The 19,886-nt window shown below is 60.2% G+C and carries 15 protein-coding genes and 1 tRNA gene; 7 read left to right on the top strand and 9 right to left on the bottom strand.

The features are described from left to right. Positions 1-45 precede the first annotated feature (45 nt). Complete coding sequence (locus LOY36_RS18220; protein ID WP_258669672.1) at positions 46-1,350, top strand: leucine-rich repeat-containing protein kinase family protein; 1,305 nt, start codon at positions 46-48, stop codon at positions 1,348-1,350. 173 nt (positions 1,351-1,523) lie between these two features. Here the strand turns inward: LOY36_RS18220 and LOY36_RS18225 are convergent, their stop codons facing one another. Beyond that, on the bottom strand, positions 1,524-2,228 hold the full coding sequence (locus LOY36_RS18225) for a YebC/PmpR family DNA-binding transcriptional regulator (protein ID WP_007940960.1): 705 nt from the start codon (positions 2,226-2,228) through the stop codon (positions 1,524-1,526). 231 nt (positions 2,229-2,459) lie between these two features. Between LOY36_RS18225 and LOY36_RS18230 the strand changes: the two genes are divergently transcribed. Further along, positions 2,460-3,890 (top strand): type VI secretion system Vgr family protein, encoded by a 1,431-nt coding sequence (locus LOY36_RS18230; RefSeq protein WP_258669675.1) that lies wholly within the window; start codon positions 2,460-2,462, stop codon positions 3,888-3,890. A gap of 133 nt (positions 3,891-4,023) precedes the next feature. Here the strand turns inward: LOY36_RS18230 and LOY36_RS18235 are convergent, their stop codons facing one another. Further along, entirely contained in the window at positions 4,024-4,890 is an 867-nt protein-coding gene (locus LOY36_RS18235) for a LysR substrate-binding domain-containing protein (RefSeq protein WP_258669678.1), read from the bottom strand. A gap of 113 nt (positions 4,891-5,003) precedes the next feature. On the opposite strand from LOY36_RS18235, the gene LOY36_RS18240 reads away from it, so the two are divergent. From LOY36_RS18240 to LOY36_RS18250, 3 genes are all read left to right on the top strand, one after another. Beyond that, positions 5,004-6,113: a 2-aminoethylphosphonate--pyruvate transaminase gene (locus LOY36_RS18240; protein ID WP_258669681.1), complete on the top strand. Its 1,110-nt coding sequence runs from the start codon at positions 5,004-5,006 to the stop codon at positions 6,111-6,113. Positions 6,114-6,158: 45 nt separating this feature from the next. Next, complete coding sequence (phnX, locus tag LOY36_RS18245; RefSeq protein ID WP_019648415.1) at positions 6,159-6,986, top strand: phosphonoacetaldehyde hydrolase; 828 nt, start codon at positions 6,159-6,161, stop codon at positions 6,984-6,986. 191 nt (positions 6,987-7,177) lie between these two features. Continuing rightward, positions 7,178-7,726, top strand: coding sequence for a cytochrome b (locus tag LOY36_RS18250; RefSeq protein WP_019648414.1), 549 nt, complete (start codon positions 7,178-7,180; stop codon positions 7,724-7,726). Here the strand turns inward: LOY36_RS18250 and LOY36_RS18255 are convergent. Beyond that, on the bottom strand, positions 7,723-8,655 hold the full coding sequence (locus LOY36_RS18255; protein WP_258669691.1) for a 1-aminocyclopropane-1-carboxylate deaminase/D-cysteine desulfhydrase: 933 nt from the start codon (positions 8,653-8,655) through the stop codon (positions 7,723-7,725). The two genes, LOY36_RS18250 and LOY36_RS18255, sit on opposite strands and share 4 nt — an antisense overlap. Positions 8,656-8,857: 202 nt before the next feature. Continuing rightward, positions 8,858-10,897: an FAD-dependent oxidoreductase gene (locus LOY36_RS18260; RefSeq protein WP_019648412.1), complete on the bottom strand. Its 2,040-nt coding sequence runs from the start codon at positions 10,895-10,897 to the stop codon at positions 8,858-8,860. Between the two features lie 208 nt (positions 10,898-11,105). On the opposite strand from LOY36_RS18260, the gene LOY36_RS18265 reads away from it, so the two are divergent. Both LOY36_RS18265 and LOY36_RS18270 read left to right on the top strand, forming a co-directional pair. Next, entirely contained in the window at positions 11,106-12,236 is a 1,131-nt protein-coding gene (locus LOY36_RS18265; protein WP_258669699.1) for a carbon-nitrogen hydrolase family protein, read from the top strand. 3 nt (positions 12,237-12,239) lie between these two features. Beyond that, positions 12,240-13,280 (top strand): AraC family transcriptional regulator, encoded by a 1,041-nt coding sequence (locus tag LOY36_RS18270; RefSeq protein WP_019648410.1) that lies wholly within the window; start codon positions 12,240-12,242, stop codon positions 13,278-13,280. Positions 13,281-13,632: 352 nt separating this feature from the next. Here LOY36_RS18270 and LOY36_RS18275 read toward each other — a convergent pair whose 3' ends face one another. The 5 genes from LOY36_RS18275 to lon all read right to left on the bottom strand — a co-directional run bounded on the left by LOY36_RS18275 (position 13,633) and on the right by lon (position 19,685). Further along, positions 13,633-14,478: a DUF2242 domain-containing protein gene (locus LOY36_RS18275; RefSeq protein ID WP_026345724.1), complete on the bottom strand. Its 846-nt coding sequence runs from the start codon at positions 14,476-14,478 to the stop codon at positions 13,633-13,635. 282 nt (positions 14,479-14,760) lie between these two features. Continuing rightward, positions 14,761-16,632, bottom strand: coding sequence for a SurA N-terminal domain-containing protein (locus LOY36_RS18280; protein ID WP_258669704.1), 1,872 nt, complete (start codon positions 16,630-16,632; stop codon positions 14,761-14,763). A gap of 102 nt (positions 16,633-16,734) precedes the next feature. Then, positions 16,735-16,811 (bottom strand) — tRNA-Asp (locus LOY36_RS18285). A 53-nt stretch (positions 16,812-16,864) separates the two neighbouring features. After that, positions 16,865-17,137 carry an HU family DNA-binding protein gene (locus LOY36_RS18290; RefSeq protein ID WP_002552737.1) on the bottom strand — a complete coding sequence of 91 codons (273 nt, stop codon included), beginning with the start codon at positions 17,135-17,137 and terminating at the stop codon, positions 16,865-16,867. A 151-nt stretch (positions 17,138-17,288) separates the two neighbouring features. Then, on the bottom strand, positions 17,289-19,685 hold the full coding sequence (gene lon, locus LOY36_RS18295; RefSeq protein WP_258669706.1) for an endopeptidase La: 2,397 nt from the start codon (positions 19,683-19,685) through the stop codon (positions 17,289-17,291). Between the last annotated feature and the right edge of the window lie 201 nt (positions 19,686-19,886).

Below are 19,886 nucleotides of genomic sequence, written 5' to 3' on the forward strand. Positions count from 1 at the left end.
TTCCAGGCCCCCGCGCCTTCCCTCAGATCAATAGCGAACCTGCCTATGCACACCCTCGCACAACTGCGCGCCGGCCAACTGTCGGGTATCACCCGCCTGGACCTGGTCTGTGGCCTGACCGAATTCCCCCGGGAAATCTTCGACCTGGCGGACTCGCTGGAAGTGCTCAACCTCAGCGGCAACGCCTTGCGCAGCCTGCCGGACGATCTGCACCGCCTGACCCGTTTGCGCGTGCTGTTCTGCTCGAACAATCAGTTCACCGAACTGCCCTCCTGCCTCGGCCAGTGTACGGCGCTGACGATGATCGGTTTCAAGGCCAACGCCATCGAACACGTGCCGGCCGCCGCCCTGCCGCCGCTGTTGCGCTGGCTGATCCTGACCGACAACCGCATCACCGATCTGCCCACCGAACTGGGCGAGCGCCCGCACCTGCAAAAACTCATGCTCGCCGGCAACCGGCTACAGCGTTTGCCCGAGAGTCTGAGCCACTGTCATCGACTTGAGCTGATCCGCATTGCCGCCAATCAGCTCACCGAGCTTCCCGAATGGCTGCTGAGCCTGCCGAGCCTGACCTGGCTGGCGTACGCCGGTAACCCATTGGAAACCGAAGCCGATGCGGCCGCACTTGAAGCCACGACGAGCATTCCCTGGTCCGAGCTGAGCCTGGAGCAGAAACTCGGCGAAGGCGCGTCGGGGGTCATTCATCAGGCGTTGTGGGAGCAGACAAAACAGGTCGCGGTAAAACTCTACAAAGGCGAAATGACCAGCGACGGCTCGCCGTTGCACGAAATGAACGCCTGCATCACCGCCGGCATCCACCCCAACCTGATCCGGGTCGAAGGGCGGATCGTCGGGCATCCGCAGGCGCAGGCCGGGCTGGTGATGCAACTGATCGATCCAAGCTACCGCAACCTGGCCAGCCTGCCGAGCCTGGCGTCGTGCTCCCGCGACATCTATGCCGACGACACCCGGTTCAGCGCCGGCGTGGCCATGCGCATCGCCAGTGGCATCGCCTCGGTGGCCGAACACCTGCATCGCCAAGGCATCACCCACGGCGACCTCTATGGCCACAACATTCTGTGGAACGAACATGGCGATTGTCTGTTGGGGGATTTTGGCGCGGCATCTTTCCATGCCACCTCGGACAGTCTCGAAAGCCGTGCGCTGCAACGGATCGAGGTACGGGCGTTCGGGATTTTGCTGGGAGAATTGCTGGAGCGGATCGACTCGGGGTTGAGCGCTGAACAGCGGGTCGCGTTAGAGGATTTACAACAGCGCTGCTGTCAGCCGGATGTGTTGGCACGACCGGGGTTCAGTGAGGTGGTGCGGGAGATGGCCGCGTTCAACTAGCGGCAAAAGTAGAACCTGTGGCGAGGGGGCTTGCCCCCGTTGGGTTGCGAAGCGACCCCTAAAGCGACGGCTGCTGCGCAACCGAACGGGGGCAAGCCCCCTCGCCACAAGCAAGCCCCCTCACCACAAGCAAGCTCCCTCACCACAGGTTAAATCACAACGGTCAGAACCGCTTAACCCGCCAACCCGACAAACATGTCTTGCACGTCATCGTGGTTATCGAGGCCTTCGAGGAACGCTTCGACTTCTGCCATCTGCTCGTCGCTCAAGCCGCTCACCGGGTTCTTCGGCTGATAACCCAACTTGGCCGACAACACGGTGAAGCCTTGCTCCGGCAGCGCTTTCTGTACCGCATCCAGGTCCGCAGGGTCGGTCAGGAACAGCGTCGCGCCGTCTTCGCCCGGCTCGAAATCCTGGGCGCCGGCTTCGATCGCGGCCATTTCCGGATCGGCGTCAGGGCTGTCCGGGGACGCCTCGATCATGCCGACGTGGTTGAAGTCCCAGGCCACCGAACCGGAAGCGCCCAACTGGCCCTTGCGGAACGCGACGCGGATTTCAGCGACGGTGCGGTTGATGTTGTCAGTCACGCATTCAACGATCAGCGGCACCTGATGCGGTGCGAACCCTTCATACGTCACGCGATGGTATTGCACGGTTTCGCCGAGCTGGCCGGAGCCTTTCTTGATCGCGCGTTCCAGGGTTTCGCGAGGCATCGAGGCTTTTTTTGCCTGTTCGACCACCAGACGCAGGTGTGCGTTGGTGGCGGTATCGGCACCGTTGCGCGCAGCAATGGTGATTTCCTTCACCAGTTTGCCGAAGATCTTGCCCTTGGCGTTGGCTGCCGCTTCTTTGTGTTTAACCTTCCACTGTGCGCCCATTACTCACTCTCTTGATCTGTGGCGCCGAGACATCTATTGGCCGACGCGTAGCGCAAGTTTATACGGCCTAAAGATGCCAATCGACCAAAAATTCCAACATCTTCAGCCGATGACCGATCGACATCTTCAACAGTGTTTGTAGGGCAATTCTGAAAAGTCGATTTGCGGTGACGCTTCAGGGCTGTGGTTTCGTACCCTCTGCGCCCGTTCTCCATGGCAGAAGCGCATTCGATGCACAACGACAAGGAAAGTCCCTACACCTTGACACTCCTCGACGGCGGCCTGAGTTTGCAGGTGTTGCAGTTCAATGGCCGCGAAGGCCTCAACCTGCCCTATCGATTCGACATCGAGGTGATCGGCCTCGCACCGGCGATGAACCTGGACCGGTTGCTGCAACAACCGGCGTTCCTGAGGCTGTCGGCCGACCAAGGCATTCACGGCGTGATCCACAGCGTCAGTCGCGAACATCGCGGCCCGCATCGGGTCGGCTACTCGCTGGTGCTGGCGCCTCATGTCCAACGACTTCAGCTGCACAGTTCGCGTCGGGTATTTCATCGTCTCAGCGTGCCGGCGATCGTGCGTCAGTTGCTGGAGAAGCATCAGCTGCCCGAGCACAGCTATCGCTTCGACCTGACCTGCGGCCACTACCCGCTGCGGCCCTTTTGCATTCAGTACGATGAGAGCGATCTGGCCTTCATGCAGCGGCTGTGTGAAGAAGAAGGCATCCACTTCCACTTCGAACATCAGCATGACGGGCACGTGCTGGTCCTGGCCGATGACAGCCTGAGTTTCCCGCAGGAACCGCTGCTGATGCCGTTCCATGCCGATGTGTTCAACGACCCGCTCTTGCCGGCGATCAGCGAACTGTTCCAGCGCCATGACCCGGCCCCCGCCCCGGCACAATGGGATGCCAGAAACCGCGGCGCGCACCTGATCGGCGACGGTGCGGCCAACCACCCGCTTGCCGGAACGGGCCCGGTTACGGCAAGACCTGCGCCCGAACAGCTTCATCGCGAACAGCTCGGCCGCCGCTTGCTGGAACGCCTGCGTTGCCAGCATCGGCAGATTCACGGCCAAAGCACCCAGAATGAGTTGCGCAGCGGACGAATCGTACAAGTGGCGCAGCACCCGCTCTCGAGTTTCAACGATCAGTGGCTGCTCACCGACATCCAGCACCAGGGGCAGCAGCCGTCGATTCTCGTCGAAGACAAGCCCGGCCATGACATGGCCCGGCGCTACAGCAATCGTTTCACCGCCATTCCCTGGTCAACGGTATTCAGGCCGGCGCTCAAACAGGTCAGGCCGAGCATCCCGGGCTATCAGACCGCCAGGGTGCTGGGCCCCGTCGGGCAACCGGCGGCACTCGATGAGCAAGGCCGAATACAGGTCTGCTTGTGGCCGAAACCGGGGTTCGAGGCGGATGAGTCCGTTGGACTCTGGCTACCGGTCGCCCTCGCAGCACCGGACGGTCGGATCGATCCGTCCAGGCTGCCCATGGCCGGCACCGAAGTGTTGGTCAGTTTTCTCGACAGCGACCCGGACCGGCCGGTGTTGTGTGCCGGCATGAGCAACCTCCAGCCTTCCCGGCCCGCTCCCGAACCACGCCGCGATGCGCATCTACTGCTCGATTGGCTGATCAACCGCTCGGATCTGATGCCGTGACGCCTTTGTCGATTACCGGAGAGGGTTCGCGAGCCCCGTAGGAGCTGCCGAAGGCTGCGATCTTTTGACTTTGCTTTTAAATGCGAAGATCAAAAGATCGCAGCCTTCGGCAGCTCCTACAGAGGCCCCACGATCAACTCAGATTTGGTGCCAACCCAAAAAAAGCCTGTATCAAGCGCAAATCCCGCCGCCGCTCCATGCAGCCGATCATGTGCCGATTGACCAGCCCCTCGCCAATGATCGGCACCGCCGCCACCCGTGGGTCGTGGCTGACTTCCACCGACGACACCACGCCCACGCCCAACTCGGCGGCCACTGCCTCGGTCACGGCCTCGCGACTGTCCAGTTCCAGCAACACCCGAGGACTGACCCCGGCTTGAACGCACGCCTCGTCGAACGTGCGCCGGGTAATCGAACTCGGCTCGCGCAACACCATGATCACCTGGTCCAGCGCCTTGAGCGGCAGCCCTTTCGACTTCTGCGCCCACGGATGGCCAACGGGTACCAACGCGCAAATCCTCGACTCGCTCAACCCTTGCAGATGCAACCCTTTGCGCGGCTCGACTTCGGTCAGCACCGCCACATCCGCATGCTCCGACAGCAGCGCCGCGAGGGTTTCCTGGGCATTGCCCAACCGCAGGTTCACGGCGATCCCCGGATAACGCGCACGCAGGCTGGCGAGCATCGGCATGACCATGTGCGGGCCGTCCGCCGCCACTTCCAGGCGCCCGGTGAGTAGCTGCCGGTTGGCCTCCAGCATCGCCTGCGCTTCTTCGGCCAGGCCGAACATCGCCCGGGTGATCGCCGCGAGTCTGGTGCCCTCTTCCGTCAGTTCGACGCGCCGCGCGGTGCGGCGCAGCAAGGTGATCTGGTAGTGCTCCTCCAGCGCCTTGATGTGCCCGGTGACCGCCGGTTGGCTGATGAACAGGCGCGCTGCGGCACGAGTGAAGCTGCCCTCGCGGGCCACGGCGTCGAAGGCGCGCAGCTGGAACAGGTTCATGAATAACTCTCGCTGATGGTTGGCATAACAACAAACAATTTGATTGATAGCACTCCGAATTGCAATTTATGCCCCGTAGTTTCATCCCACTGAGCTTTTGCAAGGACACAAGAATGCGTACTGCCGAGCCCATCCTGCTCACCCCCGGCCCATTGACCACATCGCCGCGCACCCGTCAGGCGATGATGGTCGACTGGGGTTCATGGGATGACCGCTTCAACCAACTGACCGCCAGCCTGTGCGAGCAATTGCTGGTGATCATCAACGGCGGCGACAGCCACCACTGCGTGCCCCTGCAAGGCAGCGGCACGTTCGCGGTCGAAGCGGCGATCGGCACGCTGGTGCCCCGGGACGGCAAAGTCCTGGTGCTGATCAACGGCGCCTATGGCAAGCGCCTGGCGAAGATCTGCGAAGTGCTCGGCCGTTCGTTCAGCACCTTCGAAACCGCCGAAGACCAACCGACCACCGCCGCCGACGTCGACCGCCTGCTGCAGGCCGACGCCAGCATCACCCACGTTGCATTGATTCACTGCGAAACCAGCACCGGCATCCTCAACCCGCTGGCGGAAATCGCCCACGTCATCGAGCAGCACGGCAAACGCCTGATCATCGACGCGATGAGCTCGTTTGGCGCCCTGCCGATCGATGCGCAACAGGTGCCGTTCGACGCTCTGATCGCCGCCTCGGGTAAATGCCTGGAGGGCGTGCCGGGGATGGGCTTCGTTTTCGCGCGCAAAAAAGCGCTGGCGAACGCCGCCGGCAACTCGCACTCGCTGGCGATGGACTTGTTCGATCAGCACAGCTACATGGCCAAGACCGGTCAATGGCGCTTCACCCCACCGACCCACGTGGTCGCGGCGCTGCACGAAGCCTTGCTGCAATACAACGAAGAAGGTGGTTTGCCGGCCCGGCATCAGCGCTACACCAACAACTGCCAGGTGCTGCTCGATGACATGGCCAAACTGGGCCTGCGCAGCTTCCTGCCCGCCGCGATCCAGGCGCCGATTATCGTCACGTTCCACGCGCCGAAAGACCCTCGCTATCAGTTCAAGGAATTCTACGAACGGGTCAAGGCCAAGGGTTTCATCCTCTACCCCGGCAAACTGACCCAGGTCGAAACCTTCCGCGTCGGCTGCATCGGCCACGTCAACCAGGCCGAAATGCACGCAGCGGTGGCGGCTGTCGCCGAGGTGCTGCGCGAGATGGAAGTCATCGACATCTGATCCACCACGATCTGGATCACAATTCCCCAAGACAGGATATGAGACATGAACTACAGCAACCCAACCAAACTGCAAGCCGCCATCCTCGACTGGGCCGGCACTGTGGTCGATTTCGGCTCCTTCGCCCCGACACAGATTTTCGTCGAAGCCTTCGCCGAGTTCGACGTCCAGGTTTCCATCGAAGAAGCCCGTGGGCCGATGGGCATGGGCAAGTGGGACCACATCCGCACCCTGTGCGATCAACCGTCAGTTGCCGAGCGCTATCGCCAGGTGTTTGGCCGTACGCCGACCGACGATGACGTCACCGCCATCTACCAACGCTTCATGCCGCTGCAGATCGAAAAAATCGCCGAACATTCGGCGCTGATTCCGGGCGCCCTGGACACCATCGCCAACCTGCGCCAACAAGGGATCAAGATCGGCTCGTGCTCCGGCTACCCGAAACAGGTCATGGACAAAGTGGCGGAACTGGCCGCCACCAACGGCTATGTCGCTGATCACGTGGTCGCCACCGACGAAGTGCCCAACGGCCGCCCATGGCCCGCTCAGGCCCTGGCCAATGTGATTGCGCTGGGCATCGACGACGTCGCGGCCTGCGTGAAGATCGACGACACGGTGCCGGGCATTCTCGAAGGTCGCCGTGCCGGCATGTGGACCGTGGCGTTGATCTGCTCCGGTAACGCGCTGGGTCTGGACTACGAAGGTTATCGCGCGCTAAGCAGCGACAAACTGGCCAGCGAACGCAAGCGCATTCATGCCCTGTTCGAAGGCTCGCGACCGCACTACATGATCGACACCATCACCGACTTGCCCGAGGTGATCGCCGACATCAACAAGCGCCTGGCCAACGGCGAAATGCCGCAAACCAACTGATTGCACCTCTCGCCTCATAAAAAAGCGCCAGTTCCTTTGATGGAGCTGGCGCTTTTTTGTGGTCGATCACTTGATTTAGAGCATTGAACGGCCCATTTGCCTCGGGCAAATCCTGCGAAACAGGATTACAGTTAGTGCACGCCGTCGAACAAGAACGGTGACTTCAGACCAGAATTGTGAGGAAACACCGTATGCCCTGGAAGAATTCCGAATCACGCTACAGCACCGTATCGATCGCGTTGCACTGGTTGATGCTGGTTCTGTTAATACTGGTCTACGCCTGTATCGAATTTCGCGGGATCTTTCCCAAAGGCAGTGGCGGCCGAACGCTGATCAAGGAAGCGCACTTCATGCTCGGCCTGACCGTGTTCGCGTTGGTCTGGTTACGGTTGTTCGCCCGCAGCCTCGGGCCAGCGCCGCAGATCTTCCCGGCCTCGCCTCAGTGGCAAAGCGTGCTCGCCAAGCTGATGCACTGGGCACTGTATATTTTCATGATCGCCGTGCCGGTTCTGGGTTGGCTGACTACCAGCGCCGAGGGGCATCGGGTGATGTTCTATGGCGTTGACCTGCCATTGCTGATCGAAGAAAACAAGCCGCTGGCCAAGCAATTCCAGGGCTGGCATGAGCTCGGCGCCACCATCGGTTATTGGCTGATCGGGCTGCACGCCGTGGCCGGGCTTTACCACCACTATGTGGTGCGCGATAACACCCTGCTGCGGATGATGCCTAAACGCGGTTAGTCGCGACCACCTTGTTCGAATCCCCGGCGGCCCTGCAAGCCGCCGGTATGGATGAAGATCAGACGCGTGCCCTGAGGAAATTTACCGGCTTCGACCTGTTGCTTGAGTGCCATGAGCGCTTTGCCGGTGTACAGCGGTTCGAAAAGAATGCCGCTGGCCTGTTCGGTCTGCTCGATGAATGCAAGCAGCTGCGGATCGACTTTGGCAAAACCGCCACGGCTGGCGTCCAGCAGTTCATACAAGGGATCGACCCAACCGGCTTCCTGCACAATCATCTCGACCTGCTGCGCCACGCCATGATCATCGGGCACCGCCAACGCGCCATACACCGGGTGTTCACCCGCCTCGGCCAGCACCAGACCGGCCAGGGTCGTGCCCGTTCCGCAGGCCAGCCACCAGCCGTCATAGTTGCTCCAGCCCAGACCACTCAGTTGCTCGCGGGCCTGTGCCACCAGCTGCATGCAGCCCTTCGCCCCACGCAAGCCACCACCCCCTTCCGGCACCGGTTGCAGCTCGGGATACTGCGCCCGCCACGGCTGCCAGAAACCCGGTTCGTGCCGCGCCCGATAACCGCCATAACCCAGCCAGTGCAACTGCATGCCGAACGCCTGCAAGTCCGTTACTGTCGGGGTGTCTTGCGGGGGCCCGCGCAGCAAACCGACGGTGGTGAACCCGAAGCGCTTGCCCGCCGCGGCCAATGCGTGGAGATGGTTGGAGTGAGCACCGCCCAGGCTGATAATGCCTTGGGCGCCGTTCTGGTCGACGGCTTTCAGGTGTTCGCTGAGTTTGAACCACTTGTTGCCGCTGATCAGCGGGTCGATCTGGTCCAGACGCAGGATGGCGACGTCGATGCCGGCCGTGGTGAGCCAGTCGAGGTGAAGGGGTTCGAGGGGGGCTTGGGGGAGCCAGTCGGCAGGAGGAAAAAGCATTGATGCGTTACGTTCTGACGAAAAACAGGAGTCTATCAGCCAGCACGAACCCTGTAGCAGCTGCCGAAGGCTGCGTTCGGCTGCGAAGCAGTCGTCAATCCTGACACCTCGGTTTATCTGGAATACCGCGATGGCTGATTTTGCGACTGCTGCGCAGCCGAACGCAGGCTGCGCCAGCTGCTACAAGGGATAGCTGCGAACGTTAGAGTTCAGCCGCCAACCGCGAACCCTGGTTGATCGCACGCTTGGCATCCAGCTCCGCCGCCACGTCCGCGCCGCCGATCAAGTGCACGTTCTGCCCGGCCGCAACCAGACCGTCGTGCAACTCGCGCAATGGGTCCTGCCCGGCGCAGATCACGATGTTGTCCACCGGCAGCACCTGCGGTTCGCCGCTTTCGCCGATGCGGATGTGCAAGCCTTCGTCGTCGATCTTCAGGTACTCGACGCTGTTGAGCATTTGCACCTTTTTGTTCTTCAGACCGGTTCGGTGAATCCAGCCAGTGGTCTTGCCCAGGCCATCGCCGACCTTGGAGGTCTTGCGTTGCAGCAGGAACACTTCACGAGCCGGCGCATGCGGCGCAGCCTTGATGCCCGCGACACCGCCACGCGCTTCAAGGTGCGTATCGATGCCCCACTCCTTCCAGAACGCTTCGCGGTCCTGACTGGTGGCCACGCCTTCGTGCACGAGGAATTCCGACACGTCGAAACCGATACCGCCAGCGCCGATTACCGCGACGCGTTTGCCCACCGGTTTACGCTCGAGGATCACGTCCAGGTAGCTCAACACCTTGGCGTGCTCGACACCCGGAATCGCCGGAACCCGTGGCGCGATGCCGGTAGCGAGGATGATTTCGTCGTAACCGCCCTCGACCAGCTGCGCCACGTCCATACGGGTGTTCAGGCACAGCTCGACGTTGCTGGTCTGCAACTTGCGGTTGAAGTAGCGCAGGGTTTCGAAGAACTCTTCCTTGCCCGGCACGCGCTTGGCGATGTTGAACTGGCCGCCGATTTCACTGGCCGAATCGAACAGCGTCACCTGATGACCGCGTTCGGCGGCCACGGTGGCGGCGGACAGCCCCGCAGGACCGGCGCCAACCACGGCGATTTTCTTGATCTGCTGCACCGGCAGGTAATTGAGTTCGGTTTCATGGCAGGCCCGCGGGTTCACCAGGCAACTGGTCAACTTGCCGCCGAACGTGTGATCCAGGCAAGCCTGGTTGCAACCGATGCAGGTATTGATTTCATCGCCACGGCCGGCCGCCGCCTTGTTGACGAAGTCCGGGTCGGCGAGGAACGGCCGCGCCATCGACACCATGTCGGCATCGCCTTCGGCCAGGATCTGCTCGGCGACTTCCGGGGTGTTGATGCGGTTGGTGGTGATCAGCGGAATACTCACCGAACCACGCAGTTTCGCCGTGACCTTGCTGAACGCTGCACGGGGCACCTTGGTGGCAATGGTCGGAATCCGCGCTTCGTGCCAGCCGATGCCGGTGTTGATGATGGTCGCGCCCGCCTGCTCGATGGCCTTGGCTAACTGCACGATTTCTTCCCAGGTGCTGCCGCCTTCCACCAGGTCGAGCATCGACAGGCGGAAGATAATGATGAAGTTCGGGCCGACCGCTTCGCGCACCCGACGGACGATTTCCACCGGCAGGCGCATGCGGTTTTCGTAGGCGCCGCCCCAGCGGTCGGTGCGATGGTTGGTGTGGGCCGCGAGGAACTGGTTAATGAAATAACCTTCGGAACCCATGATCTCGACACCGTCGTACTCGGCTTTTTGCGCCAGGGTCGAGCAGGTAACGAAATCGCTGATCTGCTTCTCGATGCCTTCCTCGTCCAGCTCTTTAGGCTTGAACGGGTTGATCGGCGCCTGGATCGCGCTCGGCGCCACCTGTTTCGGGCTGTAGGCATAACGCCCGGCATGCAGAATCTGCATGCAGATCTTGCCGCCCGCCTCGTGCACCGCGCGGGTGACGATCCGGTGTTTGAGCGCTTCTTCCTCGGTGGTCAGCTTGGCGGCGCCGGAGTAAACCCCGCCCTCATCGTTCGGGCCGATACCACCGGTGACCATCAGGCCTACGCCGCCACGGGCACGCTCGGCGAAGTACGCGGCCATGCGTTCGAAACCGCCGGGTTTTTCCTCGAGGCCCGTGTGCATCGAACCCATCAGGGTACGGTTGCGCAACGTGGTAAAACCCAGGTCCAGCGGGGCCAACAGGTGCGGGTAATGAGCGGCGGCCATCGGTAACTCCACATCGAACGATCACGGAAAATTTGCAGGAGCTCTTCGGCCCCCGTCAGTCATGTTCGACAGACTAAGAGTCGCACCGCTGTCACTCAATGACCGTAACTGACAACTTATTGATCCAAATGCGCAGCGCCCCTTGGCAAGCGCAGGCATGGGCCCTACCCTAGTCGCGAACCCTGCACACGGCCGCTGACTGTTTTCCATGCGCAAACTTCTGTACCTGACCCTCTCCATGGCGTTGATCGCCGTTCTGACGACCTACGCGATGTGGGCCGCGGACCGTCCGGTGGGTCATTACCTGTCGGACCTGCGCATCAATCTCGCGGTCGATCAGGGCACGCCCGCCGATCGTGGCAATCTGCTGGGCATCCAGCCCGAACTGTTCCCCACCGACTATCAAAGCCCTGAACGCCTGCGCCGCAAGCTCGCGGCCTATTTGCAGAAGGCCCAGGACCAGGGCCTGCTGAATGAAAAAACCATCGTCGTACTGCCTGAACATATCGGCACCTGGCTGATGGTCAGCGGCGAGAAAGACGAGCTGTACCAGGCCACCACCCTCAAGGAAGCCTTGAACTGGCTGGCGGTGAGCAACCCGCTGCAGTTCATCCGCGCCCTGATCACCGCCGAAGGCAGCAACCGTCTCGACGACGCGCACTTGCGGATGAAAGCCAAACGCATGGCCAAGGATTACCAGGCGCTGTTCGGTGGCCTGGCGAAAGAATTCCACGTGACCCTGGTGGCCGGTTCCATCGTGCTGCCCGAGCCGAGCGTCAGCGACGGCACCCTGCACATCGGCCACGGCGCGCTGTACAACAGCAGCGTGGTGTTCGGTCGCAACGGCCTGCCAATCGGCCAGCCCCAGCGACAAGTGCACCCGACGTTCGCTGGACGTGGCACGCTCCAAGGCAATTCCGATCATCCGGTCAACGTCGTCGACACCCCGGCCGGACGCCTCGGCGTGCTGATCGGCAGCGACAGCTGGTACCCCGACAACTACCGCAAACTTGACGACCAAGGCGCGCAACTGGTGGCGGTCCCGGCGTTCGTCGTCGGACGTGGGTCTTGGGATCAACCGTGGCGCGGCTATAAAGGCCTGCCCGCGCCGGGCTCTGTCAGCCTCAAGGCCGGTGAACTCAGCGAAGGTCAGGCCTGGCAGCGGCTAACGCTGATCGCCCAACCACCGGGCAGCCAGAGCATCGCCGGCATGAGCGTGTTCCTGCGTGGTCAGTTCTGGGACAAGAGCAGCGCCGGTCAAAGCTTCCTCAGCAGCAACGGACAGCATTTCGCCGACGGCGATGCCCACGGCGCGCAATTGCTGAACCTCTGGTTGTAAGCGATGAAACCGCAGCCGATGCGCCTCGGGGATCTGTCGGTGGGCTTCGTCCATAGCCTGGCCGACGCCGTGCGCAGCCATGGCCTGGACCCACAACCGCTGCTCGAACAGTACGGCCTCGACGCCGCGCGACTGGCCGAAGCCGGCGCCCGCCTGTCGATCCCGCGCTACATGCGCCTGGGCCACGGCGCCATTCAACTGACCGACGACCCGGCGCTGGGTTTGCGCATGGGCCAGCTCAGTCGCCTGAGTCAGGCCGGCCTCGCCGGCGTCACCGCCGCCCAGGCCCCCACCGTGCGCGAAGCGGCGCGCTGCCTGATTCGTTTCGAAGCGCTGTACGGCTCCAACTATCGCGGCCAGTCGAGCTTTCACGAAGACGCCCAAGGCGCCTGGCTGCGGTTCTATTCGATCAGCCCCTACAACGCCTACAACCGCTTCGTGGTGGACTCGATCATCGCTGGCTGGTTGCAGCAATTGTCCAGCGTGAGCCCTGCCCCGCTGCGCGCCGAACGAATCGAGATCGAATTTGACGCTCCGGATTACCGTGATGCCTATGCCGTACTCGGCGACTGTCCGATCCAGTTTGGCGCCGAACAGAATCAACTGCGCCTGAGCCTGGATAGCCTCGCCCAGCGCAACCCGGAGCACTGCCCGAGCACCTGGCGGCACCTGCTGCAACTGTGTGAACGGGAACTTGAGCAACTGACACGTACCCGCAGCCTGCGTGAACGCATCACTCAGTTGCTGGGCCCGTTGCTCAATGGTGGCCGGGAACCCGACCTGGAAGAAGTGGCGGCACGCCTGAAGCTGCCAACCTGGACCTTGCGCCGCAAACTCGCCGAGGAAGGCACGCAATTTCGTGCAATTCTCAACGATACACGCCGCGACCTGGCCATGACCTACATCCGCGACACTGAACTGGCGTTCGGCGAAATCGCCTACCTGCTGGGGTTTGCCTCAGCCGAAGCCTTTCAGCGCGCCTTCAAACGCTGGAATGGCCAGACGCCCGGCGAGTTTCGCCGCAGTCATCGTCAATCCGCGTAATTGTAATTACAGCTCAGTAGCGTCTTCGGCCGGTTCCAGTGGGTCCAGTTCAAACGCCTGATACTCGAGCAGTTCTTCTTGATAATCGTCCATTATTAAACCCCCATCGCTTGTTGAAAAAACCGTCTGAATAAATGACCAACGCCTTGAGCATAAAGTGCCCGCATGAAAGAAAAATGACGCGGGCACGACACTGCGTCGCTACTGAATAAAACGTAGCAGGTGGTCAGGAATTTATCACTGGATTTTTCGATACGGGCTGTGGGAAAACAGCCCGACTTGATGTGGATCAGTCTTGAAAGACGTTACGGGAGCGGTATCGTCTGACCCGCCCCCATAACAAGCAAACCCATTACTGGCCGGAGACAGGTATCGCCGAAATCGGCTCGGTTGGCGGCGGCAGAGTGCTCGAGTCCGCTACTGGAGTGACCGTTTCCGTGGACGACGTCGGCTCGGTGCTCTTGGTCGGGGTAATCGGCGCTGTTTCAGCAGGCGGCGCAACAGGCTCCGAAGTGGCAGGCGCGGCGGCAGGTGCGGGCTCGGCTGCCGGCGCTGGCGCAGGTTCTGCCGCCGGTGCCGGGGTTGGCGCCAACTGAGCCGGTGCAGCCTTGGCTTCAGGCACCCCAAGTTCGGTTTTCGGCTTCTCGACGATGTGCGCGGCCTTCTTCGCTTCCGGCGGCAGGAACAATTCGACCAGAGTAAAGAAGCGTTCATAGAACTTGGCCGAAGACACGGTTTCGCTGGCGACCTTGACCATCGAATCGTCAGACGAGCCGATCGGCATCGATACCGACCCCAACACGCCGACGCCGAGGCTGGCGGAGTTGTTGGTCTTTTTCAGCGCATAGCGGTCCTGCAGGGCGTTGGCGAACATGGTCGCATGATGCCCCTCGCTGCCGTCATCGGCGCAGACCACACTGAAGCTGATCTCCATATGGGTTTCGCCGGTCTGCTGGAAGCTCTTGTGTCCACTGACCAGTTTCGGATCGCTGCTGGTGATGATGTAACCCTGGCTGAGCAAGGCCCGACGGGCGGCTTCGCAGGTTTGTGCATCGGTCACCGGGTAGCTGCGCGAAAACGTCCCGGAGTCGTCGAAGTTCTCATGCTCATAGACAGCGGCTTTCTTCGACGAACAACCGGCAGCGGCGGCCAGCACCAAGGCTAGCCCGACAACACGCATGGGAATTGATTTAAACATTGAACATCCTGAGAAAAACGGTTCGGGGCGTATTGTGCAACAGATCGATGCTTAGCGGAGTATCGATTGTGTCTAAAAAAGGCTACAGACTCATTGACCGTGATATCAGGAGAAAGTCCCGCCGGAGCAAAAATCAAAAGATCGCAGCCTGCGGCAGCGCCTAAAGATGACCGCGATCCCCTGAAAGCGCTAGCGCAGGCTGCGATCTTTTCGTGTCCCCCATAAAAAAAACCCCAACCTTTCGGCTGGGGTCCTTTATGTCGCGCAAAGCTCAGTCAGGCATCAGAAACGCTTGATCTCAGCTTCACGCTCCAGCAGCTTGCGGTAGGCCGCGAAGTCTTGCTGGCCAATGCGCGAGGCGAGGAAGCGACGGTATTGAGCCTTCTCTTCTTCGGTCGGCGCAGCGCCTTCATTCACGCCGTTCAGACGCACGACCACCAGGCTACCATCGGCCAGGGTCACGCTGCTGAAGGTCGGCTTGTCCTTGGAGACTGGCTTGGGCATGCGGAACAACGCTTGCAGCACGGTTGGGTCGACCCCTTCCTGAGCGCGAGTCGCGGTTGCGGTGACTTTCCAGTTCTGACCATCGATCGCCTTGTCCAGTGTGGTCTTGCCATCACGCAAGCTGGCGATCAATTGATCGGCCTTGGTCTTGGCGGCGGCACTGGCGTGCTCCTTGGTCAATTGCACGCGGATGCTGGCAGCCACGCTTTCCAGTGGCAGTTGCTCAGGCTTGCGGTGCTCCTTGGCGCGCAGCACGATCACGGTTTCCGGATCCAGTTCGATGGCGGTGCTGTTGGCACCCTCATCCAGGACTTCAGGACTGAATGCAGCGGTCACCACGGCACGATTAGCCGCAACGCCTTCGCCACCTTCACGGCCGAATGGCGCGGACGTGTGAACGGTCAGCTTCAGGTCTTGTGCCGGCTGGGCCAGATCAGAGGACTCGAACGAGGAATCTTCCAATTGCTTGGTCGCTTCGACGAAACGCTGCTCGACTTGCTGGGTTTTCAACTCGCGGGTCAGCTTGTCTTTCAGGCTGGCGAACGTTGGCACTTCAGGCGCTTCGACACCCAACAGTTTGATCAGGTGGAAACCGAAGTCAGTGCGAACCGGCTCCGAGACCTGATCCTTGGCCAACGAATACAGGGCTTTTTCAAACGCTGGATCGTAGACGCCCGGACCTGCAAAACCGAGGTCACCGCCGTTGTTCGCCGAACCTGGATCCTGGGAGAACTCCTTGGCCAGGGCCTCGAAACTCTCGCCTTTGGCCAGGCGCGCCTGAACTTCTTCGATCTTGGCCTTGGCTTGCGCCTCGGTCACCTTGTCGTTCACTTCGATCAGAATGTGCGCAGCCCGGCGTTGCTCGGACAGGTTCGCGGTTTCTTTCTGATACGCCGCTTGCAAGTCTTCGTCCTTGACGCTGACCTGATCGAAGAAGGATGCCTTCTTCAATTCAAGGTAATCGATGACCACCTGATCCGGCGTCATGAACTCCTTGGCGTGTTCGTCGTAGTAGGCCTTGACCTCATCGTCGGTCAGTTTCACTGCCGCCGGGTCTGCCTTGATGTTCACGGTGGCGAAATCGCGGGTCTGTTTTTCCAGACGGGCGAAGGCCAACACCTGTGCATCGGTGACGAAACCGCTACCGGCCAGGCCAGCGCGCAGCTGACCGATCAGCATTTCCTGAGCCAGCATCTGACGGAATTGCAGACGGCTGTAGCCCAGTTGACGGATCACCTGGTCGAAACGCTCGGGGCTGAACTTGCCGTTCACCTGGAATTCAGGCGTTTGCAGGATCACCTGATCCAAAGCAGCTTCGGAGAAAGCGAATTTCGATTTTTCTGCGCCTTGCAGCAGCAGTTTGCGATCGATCAAGCCTTTGAGGGCCGATTCGCGCAGCATTTTTTCGTCGAGCAAGGAAGCATCGAAATCCTTGCCCAGCTGTTGCATGAGCTGACGGCGTTGCATATCGACCGCCTGGCTCAGCTCGTTCTGGCTGATTTCTTCGCCGTTGACCTTGGCCGCGTCATTTTTGTGCGTCGTGGCCTTGAAAATAGCGTCGAAACCGGTCAAAGCCATCAGTGCAACGATGACCCCGATAATGGTCTTGGCAATCCAGCCTTGTGAATTGTCCCTGATATTCTGCAGCATGCGTCCCCCAGAAACGGTTGAACTTCAAAATTAGGCAACCGTGGAGCGTGGGTAGAATCCGGATAGAAGAAAGGCGCATCCGAGGATGCGCCTTCTCGTAACTGGCGGAGCGGACGGGACTCGAACCCGCGACCCCCGGCGTGACAGGCCGGTATTCTAACCGACTGAACTACCGCTCCGCTGCCAAGTCAGGAATGACCCCGACCCGGATAGGCAAAAACCTGAATCGAACTTAGTTGACAGCTTCTTTCAGTGCTTTACCGGCTTTGAAACCTGGCTTTTTGGCTGCTGCGATTTCCAGCGTCTTACCGGTCTGTGGGTTACGACCGATGCGAGCTGGACGATCAGTCACGGAGAAAGTACCGAAACCAACCAGAACAACAGAATCACCAGCCTTGAGAGCGCCAGTGACGGATTCGATTACAGCGTCCAGCGCACGGCCAGCAGCAGCTTTCGGGATATCAGCGGATGCAGCGATAGCATCAATCAGTTCCGACTTGTTCACTCTAAGTCCCCTTATATCTATTTGAGTTTGATTCTAAGTTTTTTGGTGAAAGCAAAAAAAACGAGTGCTGAATGGCCTACAGACACTTAAGAGCCGCTTTATAACAAGGGCTCTAAAAAACTGTCAAGGAAGCCCCCCAGGCAAATGCGTACTAATGCGTGCTAATTCTTTCCTTAGAGTCAGACTCGCGTTTGTCATCCTTTGCAACGATCTCCGGAACCACATCCGGTAAGGGTTCCGGCGCGTATTGCAGCGCAATTTGCAGGACCTCGTCAATCCATTTAACGGGTTTAATCTGTAGATCTTGCTTGATGTTGTCAGGAATTTCCTTCAGATCGCGTACGTTCTCTTCAGGAATGATCACCGTCTTGATTCCGCCACGGTGAGCAGCCAGCAGTTTTTCCTTCAAGCCACCGATCGCCAGCACCTGACCACGCAAGGTGATTTCGCCGGTCATGGCGACGTCCGCTCTTACAGGAATGCCAGTCAATGCCGACACCAGGGCCGTGCACATGCCTACACCGGCGCTAGGGCCGTCTTTCGGGGTCGCCCCTTCAGGCATGTGGATATGCGTGTCGCGCTTCTCGTGGAAGTCCAGGGGAATCCCCAGGCTCTTCGCACGGCTGCGGACAACGGTCAGGGCTGCGGTGATCGATTCGACCATCACGTCACCCAGAGAACCGGTCTTGATCAATTGGCCTTTACCCGGCACGACTGCGGCTTCGATGGTCAGCAATTCGCCGCCCACCTGGGTCCACGCCAGGCCGGTGACCTGACCGATCTGATCCTGCTGTTCAGCCAGGCCGTAACGGAATTTACGCACGCCCAGGAAGTGTTCCAGCATCTCGGCAGTCACCTTCACCGAGAAGCGTTTTTCCAGAGCATGCTCTTTGACCGCCTTGCGGCAAACCTTGGCAATCTGGCGCTCCAGCCCACGTACACCGGCTTCGCGGGTGTAGTAGCGGATGATGTCGCGGATCGCTTCGGCGTCGAATTCCAGCTCGCCTTTCTTCAGGCCGTTGGCAGCAATCTGCTTGGGCGAAAGGTATTTGACGGCGATGTTGATCTTCTCGTCTTCGGTGTAACCCGGCAGACGAATCACTTCCATCCGGTCCAGCAGCGCCGGTGGAATATTCATCGAGTTGGAGGTGCACAGGAACATCACATCGGACAGGTCGTAGTCGACTTCCAGATAGTGATCGTTGAAGTTGTGGTTTTGCTCGGGGTCGAGCACTTCCAGCAACGCCGACGCCGGATCGCCACGCATGTCGCTGCCCATTTTGTCGATTTCATCGAGCAGGAACAGCGGGTTGCGGACACCCACCTTTGTCATCTTTTGAATCAATCTTCCTGGCATCGAACCGATATAAGTCCGGCGATGACCACGAATTTCCGCCTCATCACGCACGCCACCGAGGGCCATGCGGACGAATTTGCGGTTGGTGGCATGCGCAATCGACTCCGCCAGAGAGGTTTTACCCACCCCCGGAGGACCGACCAGGCACAATACCGGGCCGCGAATCTTCTTCACGCGCTTCTGCACGGCGAGGTATTCGAGGATCCGCTCTTTGACTTCTTCCAGACCGTAGTGGTCGGCGTCGAGAATGTCTTCGGCACGGGCCAGGTCCAGGCGCACTTTGCTCTGGGCTTTCCATGGCACTTGAACCAGCCAGTCGATGTACGAACGCACCACGGTCGCTTCCGCGGACATTGGCGACATTTGCTTCAGCTTGTTCAGTTCGGCCTGAGCCTTGGCCAACGCATCTTTCGGCAGACCGGCGGCATCGATGCGCTTTTTCAGCTCTTCGATTTCGTTGTGGCCTTCGTCGCTGTCACCCAGCTCTTTCTGAATGGCCTTCATCTGCTCATTCAGGTAGTACTCGCGCTGGCTGCGCTCCATTTGCTTCTTAACGCGGCCGCGAATGCGCTTTTCGACTTGCAGCAGATCGATCTCGGCATCCAGCAACGCCAGAACGTGCTCGACCCGGACCGACAAATCGATGATTTCGAGGATTTCCTGCTTCTGCTCGATCTTCAGGGCCATGTGCGCGGCCATGGTGTCGACCAGGCGACCTGGCTCGTCGATGCTGTTGAGCGACGACAGGACTTCAGCGGGGACTTTCTTGCCCAGCTGCACATATTGTTCGAACTGAGCCAGCAGGCTGCGGACAAACACTTCCGATTCGCGCTCAGGGGCTTCGGTTTCGTCGATCAGCGAGACTTCGGCACGGCAGTGGCCGTCGACTTCGCTGAAGCGCTCCACGGCGCCCCGCTGCTCGCCTTCGACAAGAACCTTGACGGTGCCGTCAGGCAGCTTGAGCAGCTGCAGAACGGTAGCAATGGTGCCTACGCGATAAAGTGCTTCTTCACCGGGATCGTCGTCAGCAGGATTCCGCTGAGCCAGCAGAAGGATCTGCTTGTCGCCCGTCATCGCTGCCTCGAGAGCTTCGATGGATTTCTCGCGCCCCACGAACAGCGGGATAACCATGTGCGGATAAACCACGACATCACGCAATGGCAGGAGAGGCAATTCGATGGTCGTCTTCATGATTTCGCCTCTACGGCGGCCATAAGGCCGTAAACAGATGGAAGTAAGCTTGAAACCAAGATGGGGGCTGTTTTCAAAAAAAACAAGCGGATAAAAGAATCACTTAAAAATCAGAGCTTACGGTAGCGCCCGCATTTATCCCGGCGCATCCAGAAATTCAGGTTAGCTGCCCCGTCTCCCACAATAGCAAAGGGGCCCGAA

The organism is Pseudomonas sp. B21-019, from assembly GCF_024749225.1.
Classification (GTDB): domain Bacteria; phylum Pseudomonadota; class Gammaproteobacteria; order Pseudomonadales; family Pseudomonadaceae; genus Aquipseudomonas.